This window comes from Gammaproteobacteria bacterium (ex Lamellibrachia satsuma) (assembly GCA_019623805.1).
Classification (GTDB): domain Bacteria; phylum Pseudomonadota; class Gammaproteobacteria; order Chromatiales; family Chromatiaceae; genus QGON01.
This window is the reverse complement of the sequence record CP053680.1, coordinates 929,710-951,591: the sequence shown is the minus strand read 5'-3', so window position 1 is coordinate 951,591 and position 21,882 is coordinate 929,710. Positions and strand designations below refer to the sequence as shown.

The window sequence follows — 21,882 nt, the reverse complement described above, 5'->3', positions numbered from 1 at the left end:
TCGAAAATATCTTGAATAGAGCAACTATCATCTGAAACCCAGTGATGCCTGAAGGAAGAAACGGGTTTCCCATTGGTTGACTAAGTCACGACTCGGCGCGTTGAAAAAATCCACATGCCCACCGTTGAGGTTTTGTCCAATAAGCGCTATTTCTCCGTCCATGCCCGGCAGAGTGAACTGTTTTCCCAGTCTCACATCCCAGCGCCTGAAGGTTGGGACCAGGTCGCCTTCACCACCCCAAACCATTTCGCCGACATAGTAGTAGGCCGAACTGATCTGAATGCCACTGTCGAAACGATGGCTGCCGAGGATACTGAAGGTATGGCTTGCAGCATTATCACTAATGTCAGTTTTGGATTGGACCGTGCCATCCTGAATCAGGAAAGCCTCCTGGCCGTAGGTATTGGCGTATCCGTAACCGAGAAAAATCAGATCGCGAGGGGTCGGTCTGAAGTCAAGATTCACCTCCAGTCCATTGATCGTCGCCTCGCCTGAGTTTATGTAGGTGTCCGCGCCCTCCTGAACCAGGTTGCTGAAATTATTCAATGTTGCGACGGCGATGGGGTCGGTCAGCCCACGGTCCGGGTCTGGAATATCGAAATTACGGACTTCATTGACGATATTATCGATCTTTTCATGAAACAGTTTGAGATCCAGGGTCAGGCCAGCTTCAGGAAAACTGGCCAGATATCCCAGCTCAAAACTGTCGATGGTTTGCGGGTCCAGGTCTCCGGTCGCCAACACCCAGGTGTTTACGTCATTGAGCGGTTCATCGAGAAAGACCACGAGGTTGGCGTGATCCTCCAGCAGTGTGGGCATACGGTAGGCGCGTGAAGCGCTCGCCCTGATGGTATTGTTTTTATCCATATGGTGATTGATTGCGAGGCGGGGAGAGAAGAAGGGATCCATATCTTCAAATCGCTCGACCATTCCGCCGGCATTGACAACCCACGCGGGAGAGATATGCCACTCTGCATTGGCAAAGAGGCGTAATTGATCTCTTGTGATTGCATCGTGCTGATGAAAGATCCAGACACTTTTGCCGCGATCCTGCCGCGCACCCGCCCCCCACACTAACCGTAGATTATCTGAAGTCTGCAAAGTCTGCTGAAATTCAAGATCGTATCTATCTGACTCAAAACCCAGCCAGGAGAGAGTCAGAGGCGAGTCGGTGAGTTTAAGTTCATCCAGAAACATCTGGAAATTGTAGTTCCCACCAGAGAGTCCAAGGGCGAAGATGTCAGGCCGTATCGGCTCGGGAAAACCTTGCAGGTCGTCCAACCCTTTGATGATGTCTGAGATGATAGGTGAACGGTAGCTGTCCTCTATCTGCTGGTAGTTATGATAAAACTGGAGACGAAACTCATTGCTTGGGGATTGCTGATGAGTCCAGGCTATCTGTTGGAAGTTGTAACGATTGTTTAATACCCTGGTCTGCTGAAAGATATCCGACCAGCCTTCGCCGTAGTTTCCCCGGCTGAAACCGACACGAAACTCCAGCGTGTCTTCATTATCCAATGTTTGCTCTCCGTGGAAGTTGAACCAGCGTGTGTCGGCGCTGTCTTCGCGTTCTTCAAAGCCGTCGTATTCATCGTAGTTGGCTGAAATCCTATAGGCGAAGTCACCAATCGCGTCGGCATAACGGCCATAAATCTTGCGCGCATTGCCTTCGCCTATGATGGTTTTCAACATTGCACCGGGATGATCAGCCGGGTGGTCGGTAATGATGTTGACAACGCCGGCAAATGAGTTGGAACCATAGGCGGCAGCATTGGGCCCCCGGATCACCTCGATACGCGCTATTTCGTCAACCTCGATCGGCATGTCGGCCCATGCGACGCCACCAAATGCGGGATCGTAAACCGACCGTCCATCGATCAGCACCTGCATGTCACGAGCATACTGGTCGGCCATACCGTGATAGGTTGCAGTGGCCCTGGAGCCGGAATAGAAGCCCACTGCAAAACCCGGTACCAGTCGCAGCAGGTCAGGAATATTCCTGGAGCCGGATGCACGAATCATCTCTTTGTCGATGATCGTCATTGCCGTAGGGGTATCTGCCAGGGATTGGGAGAGACGGGTTGCGGAGAGCACCACGGGCAACTCTTCGAAAAAATAGTCTTCGGAGATTGGGTCGGATTCAGCGGCGTTCCCAATCTGTGAACAAATTGCAGGGAGTATCACGAGAGAAGAGAGAAGCCGTCTATATCGTAACGGATATCTTTGAAGTTGCATGGTTCTATTCGCTATTGTGTGGCAGGCGTCTCGGCCCTGTTTCTGATACGTCTGCTTCTTCTATGAACCGACATTATTCAACGGATATCCTATGATCTCCTACAAGTAGAAAGGTTATCGTCTCAATACCTGCATCCAGCGCCAAAAATTCAGAAGTCCGGCCAACGATGAGGCGACATAGGTGAGCGCGCAGGCCTTCAGTATCCGTTTGGCCTTCTTTTCCTGAGAGGCATCGATATATTTCCCCTGAGTGAGGATTGGCATCGCCTTGCCGAAACTGGCGTCCCACTCCACCGGCAGGGTGATAAGCTGGACGATGAGCCCGGTTCCCATGGTGATGATCGCTGCCAACAGCATAATTGCCCCGCTGCTCGGAGCCCGGGTAATGCCCGCCAGCAGGGGGGCAAGAAAGAGCAGGAATGATCCCAGTTTCTGACTGACTATCGCTATCCTGGCCAGTCCCATGCGCAGACGAAAAGGGCGGTAACCACTGGCGTGTTGAATGGCGTGTCCGACCTCGTGGGCTGCGGTTGTGATGGCGGTCAGTGTTCTGCCCTCCATTTTGTCCCTGGTGAGTCGAACGGTCTTGCTGAGGGGGTCGTAGTGGTCACCGGATTCGGTGGCTTCAACACGAATGTCCTTGAGTTCAAAGCGGTCAAGCAGATGGCGGGCCAGTTCACCTCCTGTGCCGGGAAAGTCCTCATCCTGCCGGTTATAACGTGAAAGGATATGCTGCACCCACCATTGAGGTGCGTATATCAGAGCAAGGACAAGGGTGATGAGAAGCAGATAGTGCACGGTATCTTCCGTTGGCAACAACAGGTGAATAATCCGGTATACTAACCCGTTTCCCGGGATTCCGGACTGAATTACAGAATTTGGAGATGAACGATGTCGACAGAGGGCGTCAAGAAAGTGGTATTGGCCTATTCCGGTGGTCTGGATACCTCCATTATCGTCAAGTGGTTGCAGGACGAATATAAGTGCGAAGTGGTGACCTTCACTGCCGATATCGGTCAGGGCGAAGAAGTGGAACCTGTACGCGCCAAGGCGGAAGCCGCCGGCATCAAAGAGATCTACATCGAGGATCTCACCGAAGAGTTCGTGCGGGACTATGTCTTTCCCATGTTTCGTGCCAATGCCATTTATGAGGGCGAGTACCTGCTGGGCACATCCATCGCACGGCCATTGATCGCAAAGCGGCTGATCGAGATTGCCAACGAGACTGGCGCGGATGCCATCTCCCACGGCGCCACCGGCAAGGGCAACGATCAGGTGCGTTTTGAATTGGGCGCCTATGCTCTGCGTCCCGATATTCATATCATCGCCCCCTGGCGTGAGTGGGATCTCAACTCCCGTGAAAAGCTGCTGACCTATGCCGAGGAACACGGTATCCCCATTGAGATGAAACGGGAGGGCAAGAAATCCCCCTATTCCATGGATGCCAATCTGCTGCACATCTCCTATGAAGGTTACGACCTGGAAGATCCATGGACCGAAGCCGGGGAGGATATGTGGCGCTGGTCTGTCTCTCCGGAGCAGGCCCCGGACAGACCGATGTATATCGAGCTGACCTTTGAGAAGGGCGACGTGGTTGCCATCGATGGTGAGGCCATGTCACCGGCGACGGTTCTGGCGACCCTGAACAAGTTGGGCGGCGACAACGGCATCGGTCGTGCGGACATCGTGGAGAATCGCTATGTCGGCATGAAATCCCGTGGCTGTTATGAAACCCCCGGTGGCACCATCCTGCTTAAAGCGCATCGTGCCATGGAGTCGCTCACCCTGGATCGCGAGGCAGCCCACCTGAAGGACGAGTTGATGCCGCGCTACGCCAAGCTGGTCTACAATGGTTACTGGTTCGCACCGGAGCGGGAGATGCTGCAGGTCGCCATCGACCAGAGCCAGCAAGTGGTCAACGGTGTCGTCAGGCTGAAACTCTACAAAGGAAACGTCTACGTGGCCGGGCGGAAGTCCGACACCAACAGTCTCTTTGACGAGTCCATCGCCACTTTTGAAGACGATGAGGGCGCTTACGATCAGAAGGATGCGGAAGGTTTCATCAAGCTCAATGCACTGCGTTTGCGGGTGGCTGCGGCGAAAGGTGACGGGTGACAGGGCGAGTTTTCAAAATTATTGTTAAATAGGGTTTGACGCGTTTATAGGCAAAAGCAAGCTTTTGGAAACTGGAAACTGGAAACTGGAAACTGGAAACTGGAAACTGGAAACTGGAAACTGGAAACTGGAAACTGGAAACTGGAAACTGGAAACTGGAAACTGGAAAGTCAGTTTTCCCGCCCCGGCAGTTCCGGATCCTCCCTCTTATAGCCAATGGCAGTCAGCTTTTCGAGATAGGCCTGCCAGAGTTCGTCATGAAACTTGCCCAGGTTGTAGAGATACTTCCAGTCATAGAGCCCTGAGTCATGCCCGTCATCGAAGACGATTTTAACCGCGTAACTGCCAACGGGCTTGATGTCGGTAACGGAGACCATTTCCTTGCCGGTCTCCAGTTTTGCCTGCGCAGGGGTATGGCCCCGGGTTTCGGCCGATGGCGAGTAGACCCGCAGGTATTCACAGGGCAGCGAAAAGTGGGCGCCGTCGTCGAAGGCGATATCGAGAAAGCGGGACTGCTGATGCACCTTGATGTCGACGGGGCGGGGTTGCTTTTCCATTAGATCTTTCCGGTGTTTGATTCAGGCCAGCCCTGGGTGTGTTTTTCCACAAGGTCTGCCAGCATTTCAATGTGATTGGATTCTGCGTTGAGGGCGGGAATATATTCATAGATGCCGCCGCCTGCTTTTTGAAAATAATCCTTGTTCTCCACCGCGATCTCTTCCAGTGTTTCCAGACAGTCGGCAGAGAAACCAGGACTGACCACCTGGACGTGTTCTACCTTTGCCTTGCCCCAGGAGGTAAGGGTTTGGTCGGTATAGGGTTTGATCCACTCCTTTTTGCCGAAGCGGGACTGAAAACTGAGTTGCCACTGTGAGTCTTCCAGTTGGAGTCTTTCGGCAACCTGTTCGGCGGTGAAACGGCACTCGCCGGGATAGGGATCACCGGCGGCGGCATAATCTTCAGGAATACCGTGGAATGAGAAGAGCAGCTTTTCCGCCGCGCCATGTTGTTCACGGAAGCGTTGGATTGAGTCGGCCAGCACCTGTATGTAGTCAGCTTCATGGCCGTAGTGATTGATAAAGCGCAGTTCCGGTAACCGCCGCCAGTGTTGCAGTTCACTTGTTACCGCATCGAAAGTTGAGGCGGTGGTCGTGGCGGAGTACTGGGGATAGAGCGGCAGTATCAGGATGCGCTCGGCGTTTTCGCGGCGCAGCGTTTCCAATCCGTCGGTTATAGAGGGGTTGCCGTAGCGCATTGCCAGGACGACTTTGACCTTGCTGTCGAGCCGTTCGTTGAGTGCTGTCTGCAATTTGTCCGTCTGTTGTTTGGAGATGTCCAGGAGCGGCGAACCACTCTCTGTCCATACCGTACGGTAGGATTCGGCGGAACGCTTTGGTCGGATGCGCAAAATGACGCCGTGCAGAATGACCTTCCAGAGCAGTCTGGGGAATTCCACCACGCGGGGATCGCTGAGGAATTCCGCCAGGTAACGCCGCACATCTCTGGTGGTGGGGCTGTCCGGTGTGCCGAGGTTGGTTAGCAGAATGCCGAGGCTGCCTGTACCGGGGGGCGTAAGATCCGAGTGGTTTCTATATTTCATGGTGTTGATTGTTGTTCGCAGAACAGACTTGAGTGTGGGTGCAGACTGCAGGTGGATTTATCAAGTGGGAAGACTACACCACTCGACAGTCGACCGAAACCGGATAGCTTAGCCGATTCCGATTCTAAAATAGTCTCCGTCTGGAATTGTCACTATTTCTCTCGCAAAGGCGCCAAGAAAATCGTTGCTATCGTTTAATAACAATAGATTATAACTTTGCGATCTTGGCGCCTTGACGAGAATTATTGATTCTGGGTGAACATTTATTAGATGAGGCCGGGAGAGCTATTTTAGACCGATTTTTTCAACAGGTCCGTAAACTCAGGTGTTCTGAGATAACCGTATGATTTATGGTGGATCTTTCCCCAGCCATTGATCACCAGATCGTCCCTCACCTTGACCCCATCCTCGTTTGAGTCGTAGTCGTCTGCGAGGTGGGTGTCGATGGCAACCGGGTCGCGCCGGTCTGCAAGGTTGGTCCATTTTTTTACGATACTGGGGGTACGCACCAGCGGACTCTCTTCACTGATTTTATATTTTACGTGGGGCAGGCCAAGGGGGGAGCCGATGGTCACGAAATGGTCGATCTTGATATTGGGATCCTCTTTTCCGAGCTGCCGCAGGACATCGTAAGCGATGATGGTGCCCATGGAGTGGGCGACCAGCATGATGCGATCCCCTCTGTTGTCGAGAATAACGGTTTTCAGGCGTTTCCTGAGTTCTTCGCGGAGTTCACTGTCCGTATAGTATTTATGCAGATCCTGCAGTTTTACCTCCAGCACCTTATCGGCAATCTTATCGATGCCGAAGAGTGCCTTTGCCGAGTCCCACATTTTACCGTTAATCGTTGATGCCTTGGCTCTCACAAGGTCCAGCCAGCCGTCATGGTAGCGTTTCAGGGCGCCATCTTCGGCTTTATGGTACGCATCGGGGTCTTGGTCAGGTGTGGCATACATGGCATCGGCCCAGTAGACCGAGTGAAAATTGAGAGAATCCAGGGTGATGCCCGCATTTTTTTGCAGTCCTTCCAGCATGGCCTTTTCCCACCATTCGGCCAGCGTCTTCTCCGGTGGTTTGTTGGCCAGCCCATGAATACCGATGATGACATTGCTCATGATATCGATCTCCTTTTTTTGTTTTCCCCGATAAAGAAATATAGTTGCCTGAGCATCGATTGCATAGGCTTGCTGTTCAACACGGTAGAATTTCCAGGGGCGTCTGGTGAAGAATCGTCTGTTGGGACAAGTGCACTACAGCCTGTTATATTCAGATATCCAGAAAAAGCCTTGTGGGATGGTTGAAAAGTGCGGGAGACAGTCGGGGCAGGGCATTCCGGACGAGTTACTGCTGCCCTGCAACACTTGACGGGCCAATGCGGTCTACGATGCTCAGGAGCGCAAACTGGCAGCTAGAATTTCAAGAGCTACGAGAAACAGGCACCAGATGAGATCTACCGGTCGTGAGGTGAAAATACGACTGCCGAGGGTTGGTATCAGCGCCTGTCTGTTGGGTGAACCTGTGCGTTATGATGGTCGGCATAAATACGCCGCACAAATCGTCGAAACCCTGTCGGATGTAGTGAGTTGGGTGCCGCTCTGCCCTGAGACAGAAGCTGGCTTGGGTGTGCCTCGTCCACCGGTGGAACTGATCGGTTCGCCCGGCAACTTCCGGGTTGTCAGCGTCGAAAATCCAGCGCTGGATGTAACCACCACGCTGCTCGATTTTTCACAACAAAAGGTACAGAATCTAGGGCGGATCAACGGTTTTATTCTGCAGAGCAGGTCCCCAAGTTGTGGTTTGAAAAGTACCCCATTCAGAGAGAGCGGCCTGCTGGGTGCCGGGGTGTTTGCCTGTGTGCTCAAGCACGAGTTCCCGGAGTTACCGGTCGCTGAGGATGTGGATCTGGATTCAGCGGATGCGCTGGATGAATTTCTGCAGCGTGTCAGGCGATATGACCCGAATCTAAGGTAGTAGGAACAATCGAGCCACAGGCTTGTCAATATACGCAATAGGTCTGCCTGCCAGTTATCCGCGGCATTTGTGAGCCTGGCAGCAGTCTGATCGGAAACAATAAAACAGGGGGAGTTATGAAAGCTGTTCTATTTGTATGCGTGGAGAATTCCAATCGCAGTCAGATGGCAGAGGCCTTTGCGCGGCTGCATGGCAGTAATCATCTGGCGGCCTTCAGTGCCGGTTCCAATCCCAGTGGCCAGGTCAATCCCAAGGCGATTGCCGCGATGCAGGAGAAGGGATACGACCTTACGATACACCACTCCAAATCGTTCAGTGACCTGCCCGATGCGCAGTTCGATTTTGTTATCACCATGGGGTGCGGTGATCGATGTTCCCATATTCCGGCGTTGATCCGTGAAGACTGGGATCTTCCTGATCCCAAAACACTGCCGCCGGAAGAATTCAACCGGGTCAGGGATGAGATCGAACACCGGGTGCTGGAACTTCTGACGCGGATTAATTAAGGGACCTGAAACCTGAAACCTTTATTATCCCTTCATGAATAAGGAAAAACGGCAGGCCATCTTCGAGCGCCTGCAGGCGGCTGATCCAAATCCGACTACCGAACTCAACTATCGGACCCCCTTTGAGCTGCTGTTGGCGGTGATCCTATCTGCTCAGGCGACGGATAAGGGCGTCAATAAGGCAACAGCGCGCCTGTTTCCAGTTGCCAATACGCCGGAAGCAATCTTTGAACTTGGTGAAGTGGGTTTGAAGGCGTATATCAAGACCATCGGACTGTTCAATTCCAAAGCGAAAAATATCATCCAGACCTGCCGTATGCTGATCGATATTCACGACAGTGAAGTGCCGAATGAGCGACAGGCACTGGAGGCGCTGCCCGGTGTGGGCCGCAAGACTGCAAATGTGGTGTTGAATACTGCTTTCGGACAGCCCACAATGGCGGTGGATACTCATATCTTCAGGGTTGGGAACCGGACCCGGCTGGCGCCTGGAAAGACGCCACTTGAGGTGGAGAAAAAACTGCTGCGCCGGACGCCGAAAGCCTTCCTGCAGGATGCTCACCACTGGCTTATTCTGCATGGACGTTATACCTGCGTCGCCAGAAAACCACGTTGCGGCAGCTGTGTGATTGAGGATCTTTGTGAATTCAGGGAGAAGACGTCGTAAATCTACGGGGTTGAAATCTTATTAGGAGTTTTACCAATGCATCGAATTGCGGTCTCTCTTTTTGCCTTATTCTTTTTGTTTGTAGCCAATGTCGAGGCCGGTAACGGCCTGGTAAACGTGCGCAGCCAATTCGGTGTGCAGAAGACAATGGATCGTCTGGAGAAGACGGTCAGAACAGCAGGCATGCATGTTTTTGCACGTATCGATCACGCCAAAGGGGCGGCTAAGATCGGCAAAACATTGCGTCCAACCCAACTCCTGATCTTCGGCAGCCCGAAGGCGGGGACTCCCCTGATGAAGAGCGATCAGCGGGTCGGCCTCGATCTGCCGCTCAAGGTGCTGGTCTGGAAGGATGCCGAGGGCCATGTCTGGTTCAGCTATACCCGTCCGGGTTATATGCTCAACCGTTTTGGGATCAATAATCGACCCAAGGTCAAAGAGAAGATGGCCGGTATATTGGCCAAGTTCGCCCGTGTGGCGACCAGGCCCTGATCCGGAATCCCTATTCTGTGTTTGGAGGCGATAGAAATCAGATCCGGCAGGTCTTTGTGGATGCCTGGCACAAGCGGGTTCAGGGTAAACCGCTGGAGCCGCTTGAACAGATGATCGCTGCCGTAGTGGCTGAACATACTGAATACCATAAACTGCTGGACGACCGTGAAGCAGCATTGAGCCGGGAGTTTCTGCCGGAAGACGGTGAGAGTAATCCGTTTCTGCATATGGGTATGCACATTAGTCTGCAGGAGCAACTCTCCACCGATCGTCCGAATGGGATCGCCGGGCTCTACCAGCGGCTGACCCAACGTATTGGAGATGCCCACGAGGCGGAGCACCAATTGATGGAGTGTCTTGCACATATGCTTTGGGAGGCGCAGGTCAACAAACGGATGCCGGATGAGCAGGTCTATCTCGAATGCGTCAAACGTCTTGTTATCTAGTACGCTATCGATGTAACAATTGCGGATTCAGTCAGGATGTAGGGTGCGCTGTGCGCACCATGATTAGCATACATACCGTGATTCCAGCTTGTTTTGGTGCGCATGGCGCGCCCTACAAATCCTGATTTTATTTATTGTAAATTCGACTCCGATCCCGAAAATCAAAATATAGCGCTCAATGCCGACAACCAACTACAGGAACTGCACCCTCTGCCGCGTTATGCGAGGTTTTGCCTTTGGCGGATTGGGGGCGGCGGTGGCCGGTTATGGCGCGATCTGGTTTGGCGCGGAGGTGCAGGATGCAGTGCTCTATGCGCTCTTCGGTGCGATAGCGCTGACCGCGTATATGAATCGCAAACGGCCTGAACAAAAGTAGAACATACGGAGAGATCACGTGAATCAGCTACCCCACTTTCCCCACATGATTGCAGGTCATATTGAGCCGGCAGGTTCCCTGGAGATCACTGCCCCCTACGATCAGTCACCTATTGCCACCATCGACACGCTAAATGAAAAGGGTGTCGGTCAGGCGCTGGCCAAGGCTCACGCCCTGTTTCAGAACCGGGATGGATGGCTGACGGCTGCCGAGCGCATCATTATCCTGAGACGTGCCGGTGAGATAATGCAGGAGCGGGCCGAGCAACTGGCGTTGGAGGCAGCTCGGGAAGGCGGCAAGCCACTGCTTGATTCCAGGGTCGAGGTGGCCCGCGCCATCGACGGTATGCAGATATGTATCGAGACCCTGCGCACCGAGGGTGGCGAGGAGATACCGATGGGGGTGAACGCTGCTTCTCTGGGACATCTCGCATTTACCCGTCGTGAACCGATCGGTGTGGTGGTGGCGTTGAGCGCGTTCAACCACCCGTTGAACCTGATCGTGCATCAGGTGGGACCGGCGGTGGCCACTGGCTGTCCTGTGATCGTGAAACCGGCGGCGGATACGCCACTCTCCTGTATGCACTTCATCGAGATCCTGCTGGAAGCGGGACTGCCCGAGGGATGGGTACAAGGCCTGGTGACAAGTGACCATAAGGTGGCTACCAAGTTGGTGACCGATCCCCGGGTCGATTTCTTCTCCTTTATCGGCAGCGCAAAGGTGGGTTGGTGGCTGCGTTCACAGCTCTATCCCGGCACTCGCTGTGCGCTGGAGCATGGGGGAGCGGCGCCTGTAATCGTCGATGCGGATGCGGATCTTGAAGACGCCATGCCGCTGCTGGCCAAGGGGGGGTTCTACCATGCCGGCCAGGTCTGCGTCTCTGTCCAACGCGTGTTCGCCCAGCAATCGATAGCGCGGCAACTTGCCGAGGGACTGGCGAAAGAGGGCTCTGCTATGACTGTGGGTGATCCGATGCAGGAGGCAACAGCCATCGGGCCTTTGATCCGTCCCCGTGAAGTGGAGCGCATCCATGAGTGGGTGACTGAAGCCGTGCAGGGAGGGGCGGAACTGCTCTGTGGCGGCGAGCCGATCTCAGAGACCTGTTATCCCGCTACTGTGCTGCTTAATCCTCCAGCCGATGCGAAAGTCAGTACGTTGGAGGTCTTTGCTCCCGTGATCTGCGTCTACAGTTACGACGACCTCGATGAAGCCCTCGAACGGGCAAATTCACTACCCTATGCCTTTCAATCCGCTATCTTCACCAAAAGCCTTGAGACCTCGCTGCGGGCCTACCGTCGCCTCAACGCCTCTGCCGTGATGGTCAATCAGTTTACTGCCTTTCGTGTTGACTGGATGCCGTTTGCGGGTCTGCGGCAGTCGGGGATGGGGGTTGGCGGCATACCTCACACCATGCGGGATATGCAGGTGGAGAAGATGATGGTGATTCGTTCAACGGAAATCTGAGTGATTCCTGATTTCGCGCAATAGCCAGTTGATGCAAACGGGTTTAATCTTTAAGTAGAGACAGCTTGACCGGGCCGTATTGATACGGTCTGGTTGAAGGTAGCGGCGGTCGCTCAATTAAAATAGCAGGGGAGTTCAATATGTCGATGACTTGGGTAGTTGCAGCAGATGCGAGTCGTGCCAGAATTTTTTCAGTAGAAAAGTCCGCCGGGTCTTTGCAGGAGATCCAGACACTAAGCCACCCTGAGGCACGTCTGCACGAAGGTGACCTCATTTCTGACAAACCTGAAGGGGAGCCGGATGAACACAAGCAGGACGGTGCCGATCGTTTTGCCGCGCATGTCTGTGCCACCCTTGAGGCAGGACGCAAAACCGGCGAGTTTCGCAAGCTCTATCTGCTGGCTGCCCCCGCTTTTCTCGGCATGCTGCGCAAGCATGAAAGCGACTCCCTGAAACAGCTGATTCTCGGCGAGGTTGATAAAAACCTCGCGGCAATGGATCCGGCACAGATCAGGAAACATCTGCCCGAATATCTCTGACGATGGATATCAAGTCCCTCGATGTTTCCCTTCTCTATCATGCATGTGATCTTGGCGGGCTTGATTTCAACACCACAGAAACCCTTGAGATCCTCCCTGAAATCATCGGACAGGAGCGGGTATTGGAGTCGCTCCGTTTTGGTGTGGGCATTCCTCATGAGGGTTACAACCTCTACGTCATGGGTTCCACCGGTGTAGGACGTCACCGGGTCGTTACCGACACCCTGAACAGGCTCAGTCAGCCTGCTGGCAAACGTTCACTTGATTGGTGTTACGTCGCCAACTTTGATGATCCCAATCAACCTCAGACCCTGTGTCTGCCTCCCGGTATGGGCAGAATGCTGCGTCAGGATATGGAGATTCTGGTGGGCGATCTGTTGGGCGCAATCCCGGCTGCTCTGCAGAGCAAAGAGTTTCGTCACCGAGCCGAGGAGATCACCGCTTCGTTGCAGGAGCAGGAAGAGAAGATAGCTGCGGATTTTGGTGACAGGACCCGGCAGCAGGGCATTGCCTTACTACACTCCCCCAACGGCTACTCGCTGGTACCGCTGAAGGACGACAAGATCCTCAGTGCCGAGGCGTTTCGGGAACTGCCGGAGGAAGAACGCTCGAAGATAGAGTCCAAAATTGAGGCGTTTCACCGGGAGCTCAGGGATACCCTGGGGCAGATTCCTCTATGGCAGCGTGAGATGCGTGTGCGTTACAAGGCGCTGGAGCAGGAGGTGGCCGAACTGGTCGTCAATCGGCTGGTGGGTGAACTGACCCGCAAATATGTGGAACAGGCGGAACTGGTCAGCTATCTCGATCAGGTCAGATCGGACGTACTCGATAACCTCGAACGCTTTCGCAATAACGAAGATGAGGCGGGAAACCTTATTGAGGCAGATGATCCCCGTTTTACGCGTTACAGGATCAATCTGTTGGTGGACAACAGGGATGGGCCGGCGGTGCCGATCATCTACGAACCCAACCCCACCTATCAGAATCTATTGGGCAGGGTGGAACACCGGGCCCGCATGGGTACGCTGGCCACCGATTTCACCCTCATCAAACCGGGTGCGCTGCACCGGGCCAACGACGGGTTTCTGGTGCTGGACGCCGAAAAGTTGTTGTCGAACGGGTTTGCCTGGGATGCCCTGAAGCGCACACTGAACTCTCGTGAGGTTCGTATTGAACCGCTGGAGCGGCAACTCAGCATGCTCAGCACTATCACCCTGGAACCCGATCCTATCCCGATTGATCTTAAAGTGGTGCTGATCGGTGATCGTCAGATATATCATCTGTTGAAGGCCTACGATTCTGACTTCGGCACGCTCTTCAAGGTGGTGGCTGATTTTTCCGAGTCACTGCCACGGGAAAACGGTAACGATGAGATGTTTGCGCGGCTCATTGCGACGTTACAGCGACAGGAGGGGTTGCATCCCGTTACCAAGGCCGCGGTTCAGCGCCTCATCGAAGAGGCCGCCAGAAATGCCGGGAACGGTGAAAAGTTGTCGTTGCACATCGGCAGTCTGCTGGATCTGCTTAAAGAATCGGATTACAGGGCAGAAGCGCTCGACAGTGAATCGATCGGAGCCGAGCACGTGCAATGGGCCATACAGCAACAGTTGCGTCGGGTGAGTCAATATTGTGAATTGCTGCAGCAGGAAATCCTGAATGGCACCCTGATGATCGATACTGACGGCATTCAATTGGGGCGGGTGAATGGTCTCGCTGTGGTTCAGGTGGGTGATCACGCGTTTGGCCTGCCAAATCGAATCAGCGCCACTGCACGAATTGGCAGCGGTGAAGTCATCGACATCGAGCGGGAAGTGGATCAGGGCGGTCCCATTCACAGCAAGGGCGTCTTCATCCTGGCGGCCTACCTCAATCGCCGCTACGCGCGTTACCAGCCGCTCTCCGTGGCCGCCACACTGGTTTTCGAACAGACCTATGGAGAAGTGGAGGGAGACAGTGCCTCCGCCGGTGAACTCTGTGCGCTTTTATCCGTACTGGGGGATATTCCAATCCGCCAGTCTTTGGCGATCACAGGTTCCGTCAATCAGCATGGCGAGATGCAGCCGATTGGCGGCGTTTGCGAGAAGATTGAGGGTTTTTTCGATATCTGTGACAAACGGGGTCTGGATGGTACACAGGGCGTCATTATTCCTGAGACGAATGTGCGTGACCTGATGTTGAAGCGCGCCGTTGTCGAGGCGGCAGAAGCGGGGCAATTCCATGTGTATGCCGTAAAGCATGTGGAGCAGGCGCTGGAGTTGCTGACGGGATTACCCGCCGGAGTGGCGGATGATCAGGGGCTCTATTCAGAAGAGACACTCAACGGCAAGGTTCAGGCGCGGTTGGCCGAGTGGTTTGCCTTGAGATTGTCCTTGTCCGGGCACACGGTTGGGGAGTGAACGCTACCGGGTGTTTTGCTAAAAACCATCGTTGCAAAAACGTAGGTTGGGTTAGAAACGCAACGATGCCAGATTGTCTGTTTATTGACTCTGTATAGCGCGTTTCGTAACCCAACAGCTGAGCAAGAAATTTACGAAGAATGTTGGGTTACGGTGCATGCTTGGCTTTGGCGGGCAAGATTACCTTGGGTGATGATATGCACCTAACCCAACCTACGAGCTGGGCGACTTTATGCGGATAACCGGCTAGTCTACGGACGTTACCTGGCAGGTCAGTTGTCCCTTGGCGACTCTTGCCTTGACTGTATCACCCACTGCCACCTCGTCGGCTGCATGGATGATCTGCCCGTCCTTCTCTCGGGAGACGATGGCATAACCCCGTTCCAGGGTATTCAGTGGACTCAGGGTGTGCAGGTCCCTTGCCAGTTGGCTCAAACGGTTGTGTTGTCTGACAATCTTTCCTTCGATTTGCTGGCGCAATCGTGACTGCAGTGTCTTGTGGCTGAACTTCAGACGTTCGATCTGCCGTTCCGGTGACTGGGCCAGAAGACGGGTCTGTAGGCTCTGCAGACGGCTCTGTTGCCGCTCTGCCAGTTGTCTTTGGCTCTGCAGCAGCCGTTGATTCAGTTCATCCAAACGCTGGCTGCGCTGTTGCAGCTGCTGCCCGATATGCTGGCGTTCCAGCCGCCCCGACAGGCTGTTCAGTCGCTCCCGGTAGTTTGAGAACTGCTGCTCCCAGCGCAGGGTCATCTGCTGCTGGAGACGCTGCAGTCGGAGCCGCCAGGCTGCTTGATCCGGGCTGACCAGCTCGGCGGCAGCCGAGGGTGTGGCGGCCCGCTGATCGGCGACGAAGTCGGCAATCGTGAAGTCGATCTCGTGGCCGATGCCGGTGACCAGTGGAATTCTGGAGGCATAGATCGCGCGGGCCACCTGCTCATCGTTGAAGGCCTGCAGATCCTCAAGGGAACCGCCTCCACGGCTGAGGATCAGCAGGTCGCACTCGGCCCGGCGGTTGGCGAGTTCGATTTTACGGATGATCTGAGCCGGAGCCTCTTTGCCCTGCACCGCTACCGGGTAGATGACCACGGGTATCGCCGGAAAGCGCCGCTGCAGCACGGTCAACAGATCACGCACGGCGGCCCCGGAAGGTGAGGTGATGAGGCCGATCTGTGCCGGCAGGCTGGGCAGTGGCTGTTTGTGGCGGCTGTCGAAGAGCCCCTCATCCGCCAGTTTCTGTTTGAGTAGGTCGAAGGCGAGCCGCAGCGCCCCTTCACCGGAGGGTTCCATATGCTCCGCGATGAGCTGGAACTCACCTCTTGCCTCGTAGAGGCTGATGCGGGCGCGGATCAACACCTGCTGCCCGTTCTCCGGTTGAAAACGCAGACGCTGTCGCTTCATGCGGAACATGGCGCAGCGTACCTGGGCTGCCTCGTCTTTCAGGGAGAAGTAGATATGTCCGGAGGCTGGTTTTGCGAGGTTGGATATCTCACCCTCGATCCAGAGCAGCGGGAAGCTGCCTTCCAGCACAGCACGGGTCTCCCGGACAAGACGGGATATGGAATAGATGTCGCGTTGATTATTGAGTTCTGGCTGCATTGTTACCTCGCGGCGCTCTCCAACTGAGACGGGATGGGGTTTTGCCAGCCGAAAATCCCGGATTTCAGAGGAAAAATCATTCGATAGCCGAATTTTTCCGCTATTTTTGTCATTCGTCAGGCTATCCAGTTTACCGGTCTGGCGTCAAATTCTATAATGCCCGGCTAAGTTCACCCGACCCGGAAACGAAAACTATGCGTGTTATCGAGGAAGCCCTTACTTTTGACGATGTTTTGCTGGTGCCGGCGCACTCCACCATCCTGCCCAAGGACGTGGAGCTGCGCACCAAGCTTACCCGCGAGATCGAGCTCAGCATCCCACTGGTCTCTGCGGCGATGGACACGGTTACCGAAGCCAAGTTCGCCATTGCATTGGCGCTGGAGGGCGGCATCGGTATCGTGCATAAAAATATGACGCCGGAGCAGCAGGCCCAGGAGGTCGCAAGCGTCAAGAAGTATGAGAGTGGGGTTATCCGCGAGCCGATCACCGTTGGGCCGAATATCAGTATTGGTGAGGTCGTGGAGTTGACCCGGGCCAACAATATTTCCGGGGTGCCGGTGGTGGATGGCGATGACCTGGTCGGCATCGTAACCAGCCGTGATCTGCGCTTCGAGCGCAAGATGGATGATCCGGTACGCAATATCATGACCCGTAAGGAGAACCTCGTTACGGTAAAAGAGGGTGCCGACCGGGACAAGGTGCTCAACCTGCTGCACAAACACCGTATCGAGAAGGTGCTGGTGGTGAACGACGATTTCAAGCTGCGCGGCATGATTACCGTGAAGGATATCCAAAAAGCGAAAGACAATCCCAATGCCTGCCGTGACGATCAGGAGCGCCTGCGGGTGGGTGCTGCGGTCGGGGTGGGTGCCGGCACCGAGGAGCGTGTCGAACAGCTGGCTGCGGCCGGAGTCGATGTCATCGTGGTGGATACCGCCCACGGCCACTCCCAAGGTGTGCTCGACCGGGTGGCTTGGGTGAAAAAGCACTATCCACAAGTACAGGTGATCGGCGGCAACATCGCCACAGCAGCCGCGGCTCGTGCCTTGGTGGATGCCGGTGCAGATGCGGTGAAGGTCGGTATCGGTCCCGGTTCGATCTGTACCACCCGCATCGTTGCCGGTGTGGGGGTACCCCAGGTGACGGCTGTATCAAATATCGCCAAAGCGCTGGAGGGCACCGGTGTGCCGCTGATTGCGGATGGTGGCCTGCGCTACTCCGGTGATATTGCCAAGGTACTCGCAGCCGGTGCTTATTCGGTGATGATCGGCGGCATGTTTGCCGGTACCGATGAATCTCCTGGTGACGTTGAGATCTTCCAGGGGCGTTCCTACAAATCCTATCGCGGCATGGGCTCTCTGGGCGCCATGTCGGGCAAGCAGGGCTCCAGCGATCGCTATTTCCAGGAAGATACCCAGGACAAGGAGAAGTTGGTGCCGGAGGGCATCGAGGGAAGGGTGCCTTATAAGGGGACCGCTCTGAGCATCATCTACCAGATTATCGGTGGTATCCGCTCCAGCATGGGTTATACCGGTTGCGCCACCATCGATGAGATGCGTACCAAGCCGGAGTTCGTGCGGGTAACCAATGCAGGCATGACCGAGTCTCATGTGCATGACGTTACCATCACCAAGGAAGCGCCGAACTATCGTCGCGACTGATCTGTGTCTTTCTAAACGCTATTTGCAACCTGTAGGAGCGGCGCCTCGCCGCGATTTCCCCGAATTTGGGCTAATTCGCGGCGAGGCGCCGCTCCTACGGTACATTCAGGATTATCGTCATGACCACTGACATCCACGCCCATCGAATCCTTATCCTCGACTTTGGCTCCCAGTACACCCAACTCATCGCTCGACGTGTACGTGAGGCGGGAGTCTATTGCGAGATCTACCCCTATGACAATGCGGATGAGGGGCTAACCGGGGATAAACCCGCTGGAGTGATCCTCTCAGGCGGGCCGGAGACGGCCACTGTGGATGAATCACCCTGCGCTCCCCAGGAGATATTTGAACTGGGCGTGCCGGTATTGGGCATCTGCTACGGCATGCAGACCATGGCGGCACAGCTGGGTGGCAGTGTGACCCCTTCCGACAAACATGAATACGGTTATGCCCAGGTGCGCGCACGGGGACACTCCAAACTATTGCGGGATATCGAGGACCATACCAGCGAAGAGGGTTATGGCCTGCTGGACGTCTGGATGAGTCATGGCGACCGGGTCGATGCTTTGCCGAACGGTTTCCATGTCATCTGTGAGACCGGCAACGCACCGCTTGCCGGTATGGCGGACGAGGTGCGTGGCTTCTATGGCCTGCAGTTTCACCCGGAAGTGACCCATACGCATCAGGGCAAGCGCATCATCGACAAGTTTCTGTTTGAGATCTGTGTTTGCGAGGCACTCTGGACCTCAGGGCAGATCATCGAGGAGAACATCAACCATGCCCGTGAACGGGTGGGTGACAAGCAGGTGGTGTTGGGACTCTCCGGCGGCGTCGACTCCTCTGTGGTGGCGGCGCTGTTACACAAAGCTATCGGCGATCAGCTGACCTGTGTTTTTGTCGACAATGGCCTGCTGCGTCTGCATGAAGGGGATCAGGTCATGGCGACCTTCGCCGAACACATGGGTGTGACGGTGATCAGGGTCAATGCGGAGGATCGCTTCCTCAAGGCGTTGAAAGGGGTCTCTGATCCCGAGCAGAAACGCAAGATCATCGGCAATCTTTTTATCGACATATTCGAGGAGGAGGCGAGCAAACTGGATGAGGTCGAGTTCCTCGCCCAGGGAACTATCTATCCTGATGTGATCGAATCTGCTGGTGCAAAATCGGGCAAGGCGCATGTCATCAAGTCCCACCACAATGTGGGTGGATTGCCTGACTACATGAAGCTGGAGCTGATCGAGCCTCTGCGTGAACTCTTCAAGGACGAAGTACGTAAGATCGGTGTGGAACTGGGTCTGCCCTACGAGATGATCTACCGCCATCCCTTCCCCGGACCGGGACTCGGTGTGCGTATTCTCGGCGAAGTGAAGAAAGAGTATGCGGACCTGCTGCGCCAGGCGGATCACATCTACATTGAAGAACTCTACAAACACAAGTTGTATGACGAAGTGAGTCAGGCGTTTACCGTCTTTATTCCAGTAAAGTCTGTCGGCGTTGTGGGTGATACGCGGCGTTATGAATATGTGGTTTCACTGCGCGCCGTGAAAACCGTGGATTTCATGACAGCCAAGTTTGCCCATCTGCCCTACGATTTTCTGGAAGAGGTTTCCCGGCGCATCATCAACGAGGTGCAGGGGATTGCGAGGGTGGCTTATGATATTTCGAGTAAGCCCCCGGCGACGATTGAGTGGGAGTGACTGGAATTCTTAACGCATTGATTTATAATAATAAAATTAATCAAAACAACAATGTAATTTGCATCATCAATGGTGTTTTTCATGGTATTTATTGCGTGTAGTAAGACAGGAGACATCGATTCCATGAGAGGCAGACTGGTGCAGTCATGGTATTAATGGGAGGCGTTCGGATACGTCTTCTCGGATGGGTGTGGCGTGATTATGCAGCATAATCACGCCAATAAGGCTATATAATGGCGTGAATAAGCGCTAGAATCACGCCATGAGATGGATATGGCAACAATCTGATTGGCCCGATTTCCACTACGACAAGCTTGCGCTCGAAAACCGGGAGCTTGAATTTCGCCTGAACTCAGAGCGCCTGGCGGGCAGCTTTGATGCGCTACCGATGGCATCCCGAGAGGATGCTATGATCGACTTGATGCTTTCCGAGGCCATGAAAACCAGTGCCATTGAGGGCGAGGATCTGGACAGGGAATCGGTCAGGTCGTCGCTACTCTCTTTAATCACATCGGATACGCTACCGGACAACTCAGACCAGAAAGCAGCGGGGGCAGCTTCGCTGCTGGTGGACGTTCGCAAGAACTGGCAAACATCGCTGACAGATGACCTGCTGGGCAAGTGGCAATCCATGGCTGTTCCGGAGCAGCGCTACACGTCTATTCTGCGTGGCGCATACCGCAATGATCCTTCGCCAATGCAGATCTTGAGCGGTCCTTACGGTCATGAAAAGGTTCACTATGAGGCCCCGCCAGCGACTCAGGTGCCTGATGAAATGGCAAAGCTTATCAACTGGTACAACCAAACCAGTCCCCTGGACGGGGATAAGTCAATACCCGGGATTGCTCGAGCAGGTATTGCGCATCTCTGGTTCGAGGTGATTCATCCCTTCGATGATGGTAACGGGCGAGTCGGCAGGGCGGTTGCTGACCATGCGCTTTCGCAGTCTCTCAGTTATCCGACCACGGCTTGTCTTGCCACGGCGATAGAGGCGGATAAGAAATCCTATTATCTGCAATTGGAGAAAACGAGTCGTGGAAACCTGGATGTTGACGTTTGGCTGGATTATTTCGCCGACACAATCATCAAGGCACAGGGAATTGCCAGGGAAGAGGTGAACTTTGTATTGGTCAAGACACGTTTCTACGAAGCCTATGACGATCAGTTAAATGACCGGCAGGCCAGGATGGTATCCCGAGTATTTGCTGAAGGTCGAAAGGGCTTTGAAGGCGGAATAACGACAAAGAAATATGAAGCGATCACCAAGTGTCCCAATCGAACAGCCAGCCGTGACCTTTCTGACCTGGTTGCAAAAGGCATTATAACGCCGTTACCAGGTGGCGGCAGAACAACCAGATATGAGTTGGCGATTGTTGAATCGGCTTAGTCTGGTCTGACGAGGAAATGATTCTCTTCGCTCTGGAGCGAGCGAATTCATCTACACGAGTCTGAACGATTTAATGAATTTCCGTTTTGTCCAATGAACATCGATGCACTCAAAGAGAAACTGACTAATATCGATGCAGATACCTTGCAGAATTTTATATTCGACCTTTACCTCCGCTATCCGGAGTTGAACGACAGGATCGAAGCACTGATATTGGCAAAAGACCCGGTAGCCCTGCCCTGAAAACCCGCACGATTTTACCCATTTTTCCGCCAAATAGAGTTCCGAAACCAGTCGATTCCCTGTCGAGTCAGCATTTCGCTGCACATTAGAGAGATTTGGAGACATTCCAGTGGATCAGCTAAACAGGCCAACTTGTGGTGGCCCACGGCTATCGGGTAATGCCGCTTCTCTCTGCTTTGGTACTTGCGCGTCTAGATGAGCCAAAATCGACTTGATGACCACCGGGTCTTCGATGCAGGCGATCATCTGAGGCAGATTCGCTGGCGTCGTTTTATGTCAGACTACAACTCACTGGTCGCTGAATATGCGGAGTTGGAAAAGTTTTTGGCAGAAGAGATCAACCGGTCGAATGTCTGGTTAGTCGAAAATCACCAGGATATTCAGGAAAGCTTTGATCCTAAGGTAGTTAAGCTAAAGAAAAAGAACAAGATAATTATGACTGAAAGTGCATTGGATGATCTGAGCCGAAGAGACGCGAATAAGGAATGATG

21 protein-coding genes are annotated in these 21,882 nt (G+C 54.2%); 15 read left to right on the top strand and 6 right to left on the bottom strand.

Features of this window, described 5'->3' with window-relative positions:
- Positions 1–27: 27 nt before the first annotated feature.
- Both HPY30_04270 and HPY30_04265 read right to left on the bottom strand, forming a co-directional pair.
- Positions 28–2,235 carry a TonB-dependent receptor gene (locus tag HPY30_04270; protein QYZ65272.1) on the bottom strand — a complete coding sequence of 736 codons (2,208 nt, stop codon included), beginning with the start codon at positions 2,233–2,235 and terminating at the stop codon, positions 28–30.
- A 114-nt stretch (positions 2,236–2,349) separates the two neighbouring features.
- Positions 2,350–3,033: a zinc metallopeptidase gene (locus HPY30_04265; protein QYZ65271.1), complete on the bottom strand. Its 684-nt coding sequence runs from the start codon at positions 3,031–3,033 to the stop codon at positions 2,350–2,352.
- A 93-nt stretch (positions 3,034–3,126) separates the two neighbouring features.
- Here HPY30_04265 and HPY30_04260 point away from each other — a divergent pair, with 93 nt between their 5' ends.
- The gene (locus HPY30_04260; protein ID QYZ65270.1) at positions 3,127–4,350 is read left to right on the top strand and encodes an argininosuccinate synthase; all 1,224 of its coding nucleotides are present in this window, start codon (positions 3,127–3,129) and stop codon (positions 4,348–4,350) included.
- A gap of 170 nt (positions 4,351–4,520) precedes the next feature.
- Here the strand turns inward: HPY30_04260 and HPY30_04255 are convergent, their stop codons facing one another.
- From HPY30_04255 to HPY30_04245, 3 genes are all read right to left on the bottom strand, one after another.
- Complete coding sequence (locus tag HPY30_04255; protein ID QYZ65269.1) at positions 4,521–4,907, bottom strand: DUF971 domain-containing protein; 387 nt, start codon at positions 4,905–4,907, stop codon at positions 4,521–4,523.
- Positions 4,907–5,950, bottom strand: coding sequence for a ferrochelatase (locus tag HPY30_04250; protein ID QYZ65268.1), 1,044 nt, complete (start codon positions 5,948–5,950; stop codon positions 4,907–4,909). The genes HPY30_04255 and HPY30_04250 overlap by 1 nt, the downstream gene beginning before the upstream one ends.
- A 290-nt stretch (positions 5,951–6,240) precedes the next feature.
- Positions 6,241–7,065, bottom strand: a complete 825-nt coding sequence (locus tag HPY30_04245) for an alpha/beta hydrolase (protein ID QYZ65267.1) — start codon at positions 7,063–7,065, stop codon at positions 6,241–6,243.
- Between the two features lie 328 nt (positions 7,066–7,393).
- On the opposite strand from HPY30_04245, the gene HPY30_04240 reads away from it, so the two are divergent.
- The 9 genes from HPY30_04240 (at position 7,394) to HPY30_04200 (ending at position 14,807) form a co-directional block, all read left to right on the top strand.
- Positions 7,394–7,921, top strand: a complete 528-nt coding sequence (locus tag HPY30_04240; GenBank protein ID QYZ65266.1) for a DUF523 domain-containing protein — start codon at positions 7,394–7,396, stop codon at positions 7,919–7,921.
- 116 nt (positions 7,922–8,037) lie between these two features.
- A complete protein-coding gene (locus HPY30_04235) occupies positions 8,038–8,427 on the top strand; it encodes an arsenate reductase ArsC (GenBank protein QYZ65265.1) in 390 nt (129 codons plus the stop codon).
- A gap of 34 nt (positions 8,428–8,461) precedes the next feature.
- The gene (nth, locus tag HPY30_04230) at positions 8,462–9,094 is read left to right on the top strand and encodes an endonuclease III (GenBank protein ID QYZ65264.1); all 633 of its coding nucleotides are present in this window, start codon (positions 8,462–8,464) and stop codon (positions 9,092–9,094) included.
- Between the two features lie 36 nt (positions 9,095–9,130).
- The gene (locus HPY30_04225; GenBank protein ID QYZ65263.1) at positions 9,131–9,586 is read left to right on the top strand and encodes a DUF302 domain-containing protein; all 456 of its coding nucleotides are present in this window, start codon (positions 9,131–9,133) and stop codon (positions 9,584–9,586) included.
- A gap of 17 nt (positions 9,587–9,603) precedes the next feature.
- Positions 9,604–10,032, top strand: coding sequence for a DUF1841 family protein (locus tag HPY30_04220; protein ID QYZ65262.1), 429 nt, complete (start codon positions 9,604–9,606; stop codon positions 10,030–10,032).
- Positions 10,033–10,210: 178 nt separating this feature from the next.
- Positions 10,211–10,408 (top strand): hypothetical protein, encoded by a 198-nt coding sequence (locus HPY30_04215; GenBank protein QYZ65261.1) that lies wholly within the window; start codon positions 10,211–10,213, stop codon positions 10,406–10,408.
- Between the two features lie 45 nt (positions 10,409–10,453).
- On the top strand, positions 10,454–11,872 hold the full coding sequence (locus HPY30_04210) for an aldehyde dehydrogenase family protein (protein QYZ67898.1): 1,419 nt from the start codon (positions 10,454–10,456) through the stop codon (positions 11,870–11,872).
- Positions 11,873–12,012: 140 nt separating this feature from the next.
- Positions 12,013–12,411: a host attachment protein gene (locus HPY30_04205; protein QYZ65260.1), complete on the top strand. Its 399-nt coding sequence runs from the start codon at positions 12,013–12,015 to the stop codon at positions 12,409–12,411.
- Between the two features lie 2 nt (positions 12,412–12,413).
- Positions 12,414–14,807 (top strand): AAA family ATPase, encoded by a 2,394-nt coding sequence (locus tag HPY30_04200; protein QYZ65259.1) that lies wholly within the window; start codon positions 12,414–12,416, stop codon positions 14,805–14,807.
- A 246-nt stretch (positions 14,808–15,053) separates the two neighbouring features.
- On the opposite strand, the gene xseA is transcribed toward HPY30_04200, so the two are convergent.
- On the bottom strand, positions 15,054–16,403 hold the full coding sequence (xseA, locus tag HPY30_04195; protein QYZ65258.1) for an exodeoxyribonuclease VII large subunit: 1,350 nt from the start codon (positions 16,401–16,403) through the stop codon (positions 15,054–15,056).
- A gap of 194 nt (positions 16,404–16,597) precedes the next feature.
- Between xseA and guaB the strand changes: the two genes are divergently transcribed.
- The 5 genes from guaB to HPY30_04170 all read left to right on the top strand — a co-directional run bounded on the left by guaB (position 16,598) and on the right by HPY30_04170 (position 21,880).
- Positions 16,598–18,064, top strand: coding sequence for an IMP dehydrogenase (guaB, locus tag HPY30_04190; GenBank protein ID QYZ65257.1), 1,467 nt, complete (start codon positions 16,598–16,600; stop codon positions 18,062–18,064).
- 119 nt (positions 18,065–18,183) lie between these two features.
- The gene (gene guaA, locus HPY30_04185; protein ID QYZ65256.1) at positions 18,184–19,761 is read left to right on the top strand and encodes a glutamine-hydrolyzing GMP synthase; all 1,578 of its coding nucleotides are present in this window, start codon (positions 18,184–18,186) and stop codon (positions 19,759–19,761) included.
- A gap of 262 nt (positions 19,762–20,023) precedes the next feature.
- Positions 20,024–21,148, top strand: coding sequence for a Fic family protein (locus HPY30_04180; protein ID QYZ65255.1), 1,125 nt, complete (start codon positions 20,024–20,026; stop codon positions 21,146–21,148).
- A 93-nt stretch (positions 21,149–21,241) separates the two neighbouring features.
- Positions 21,242–21,391, top strand: coding sequence for a hypothetical protein (locus HPY30_04175; GenBank protein QYZ65254.1), 150 nt, complete (start codon positions 21,242–21,244; stop codon positions 21,389–21,391).
- A gap of 195 nt (positions 21,392–21,586) precedes the next feature.
- Positions 21,587–21,880, top strand: coding sequence for a hypothetical protein (locus HPY30_04170; protein QYZ65253.1), 294 nt, complete (start codon positions 21,587–21,589; stop codon positions 21,878–21,880).
- Positions 21,881–21,882: the final 2 nt, after the last annotated feature.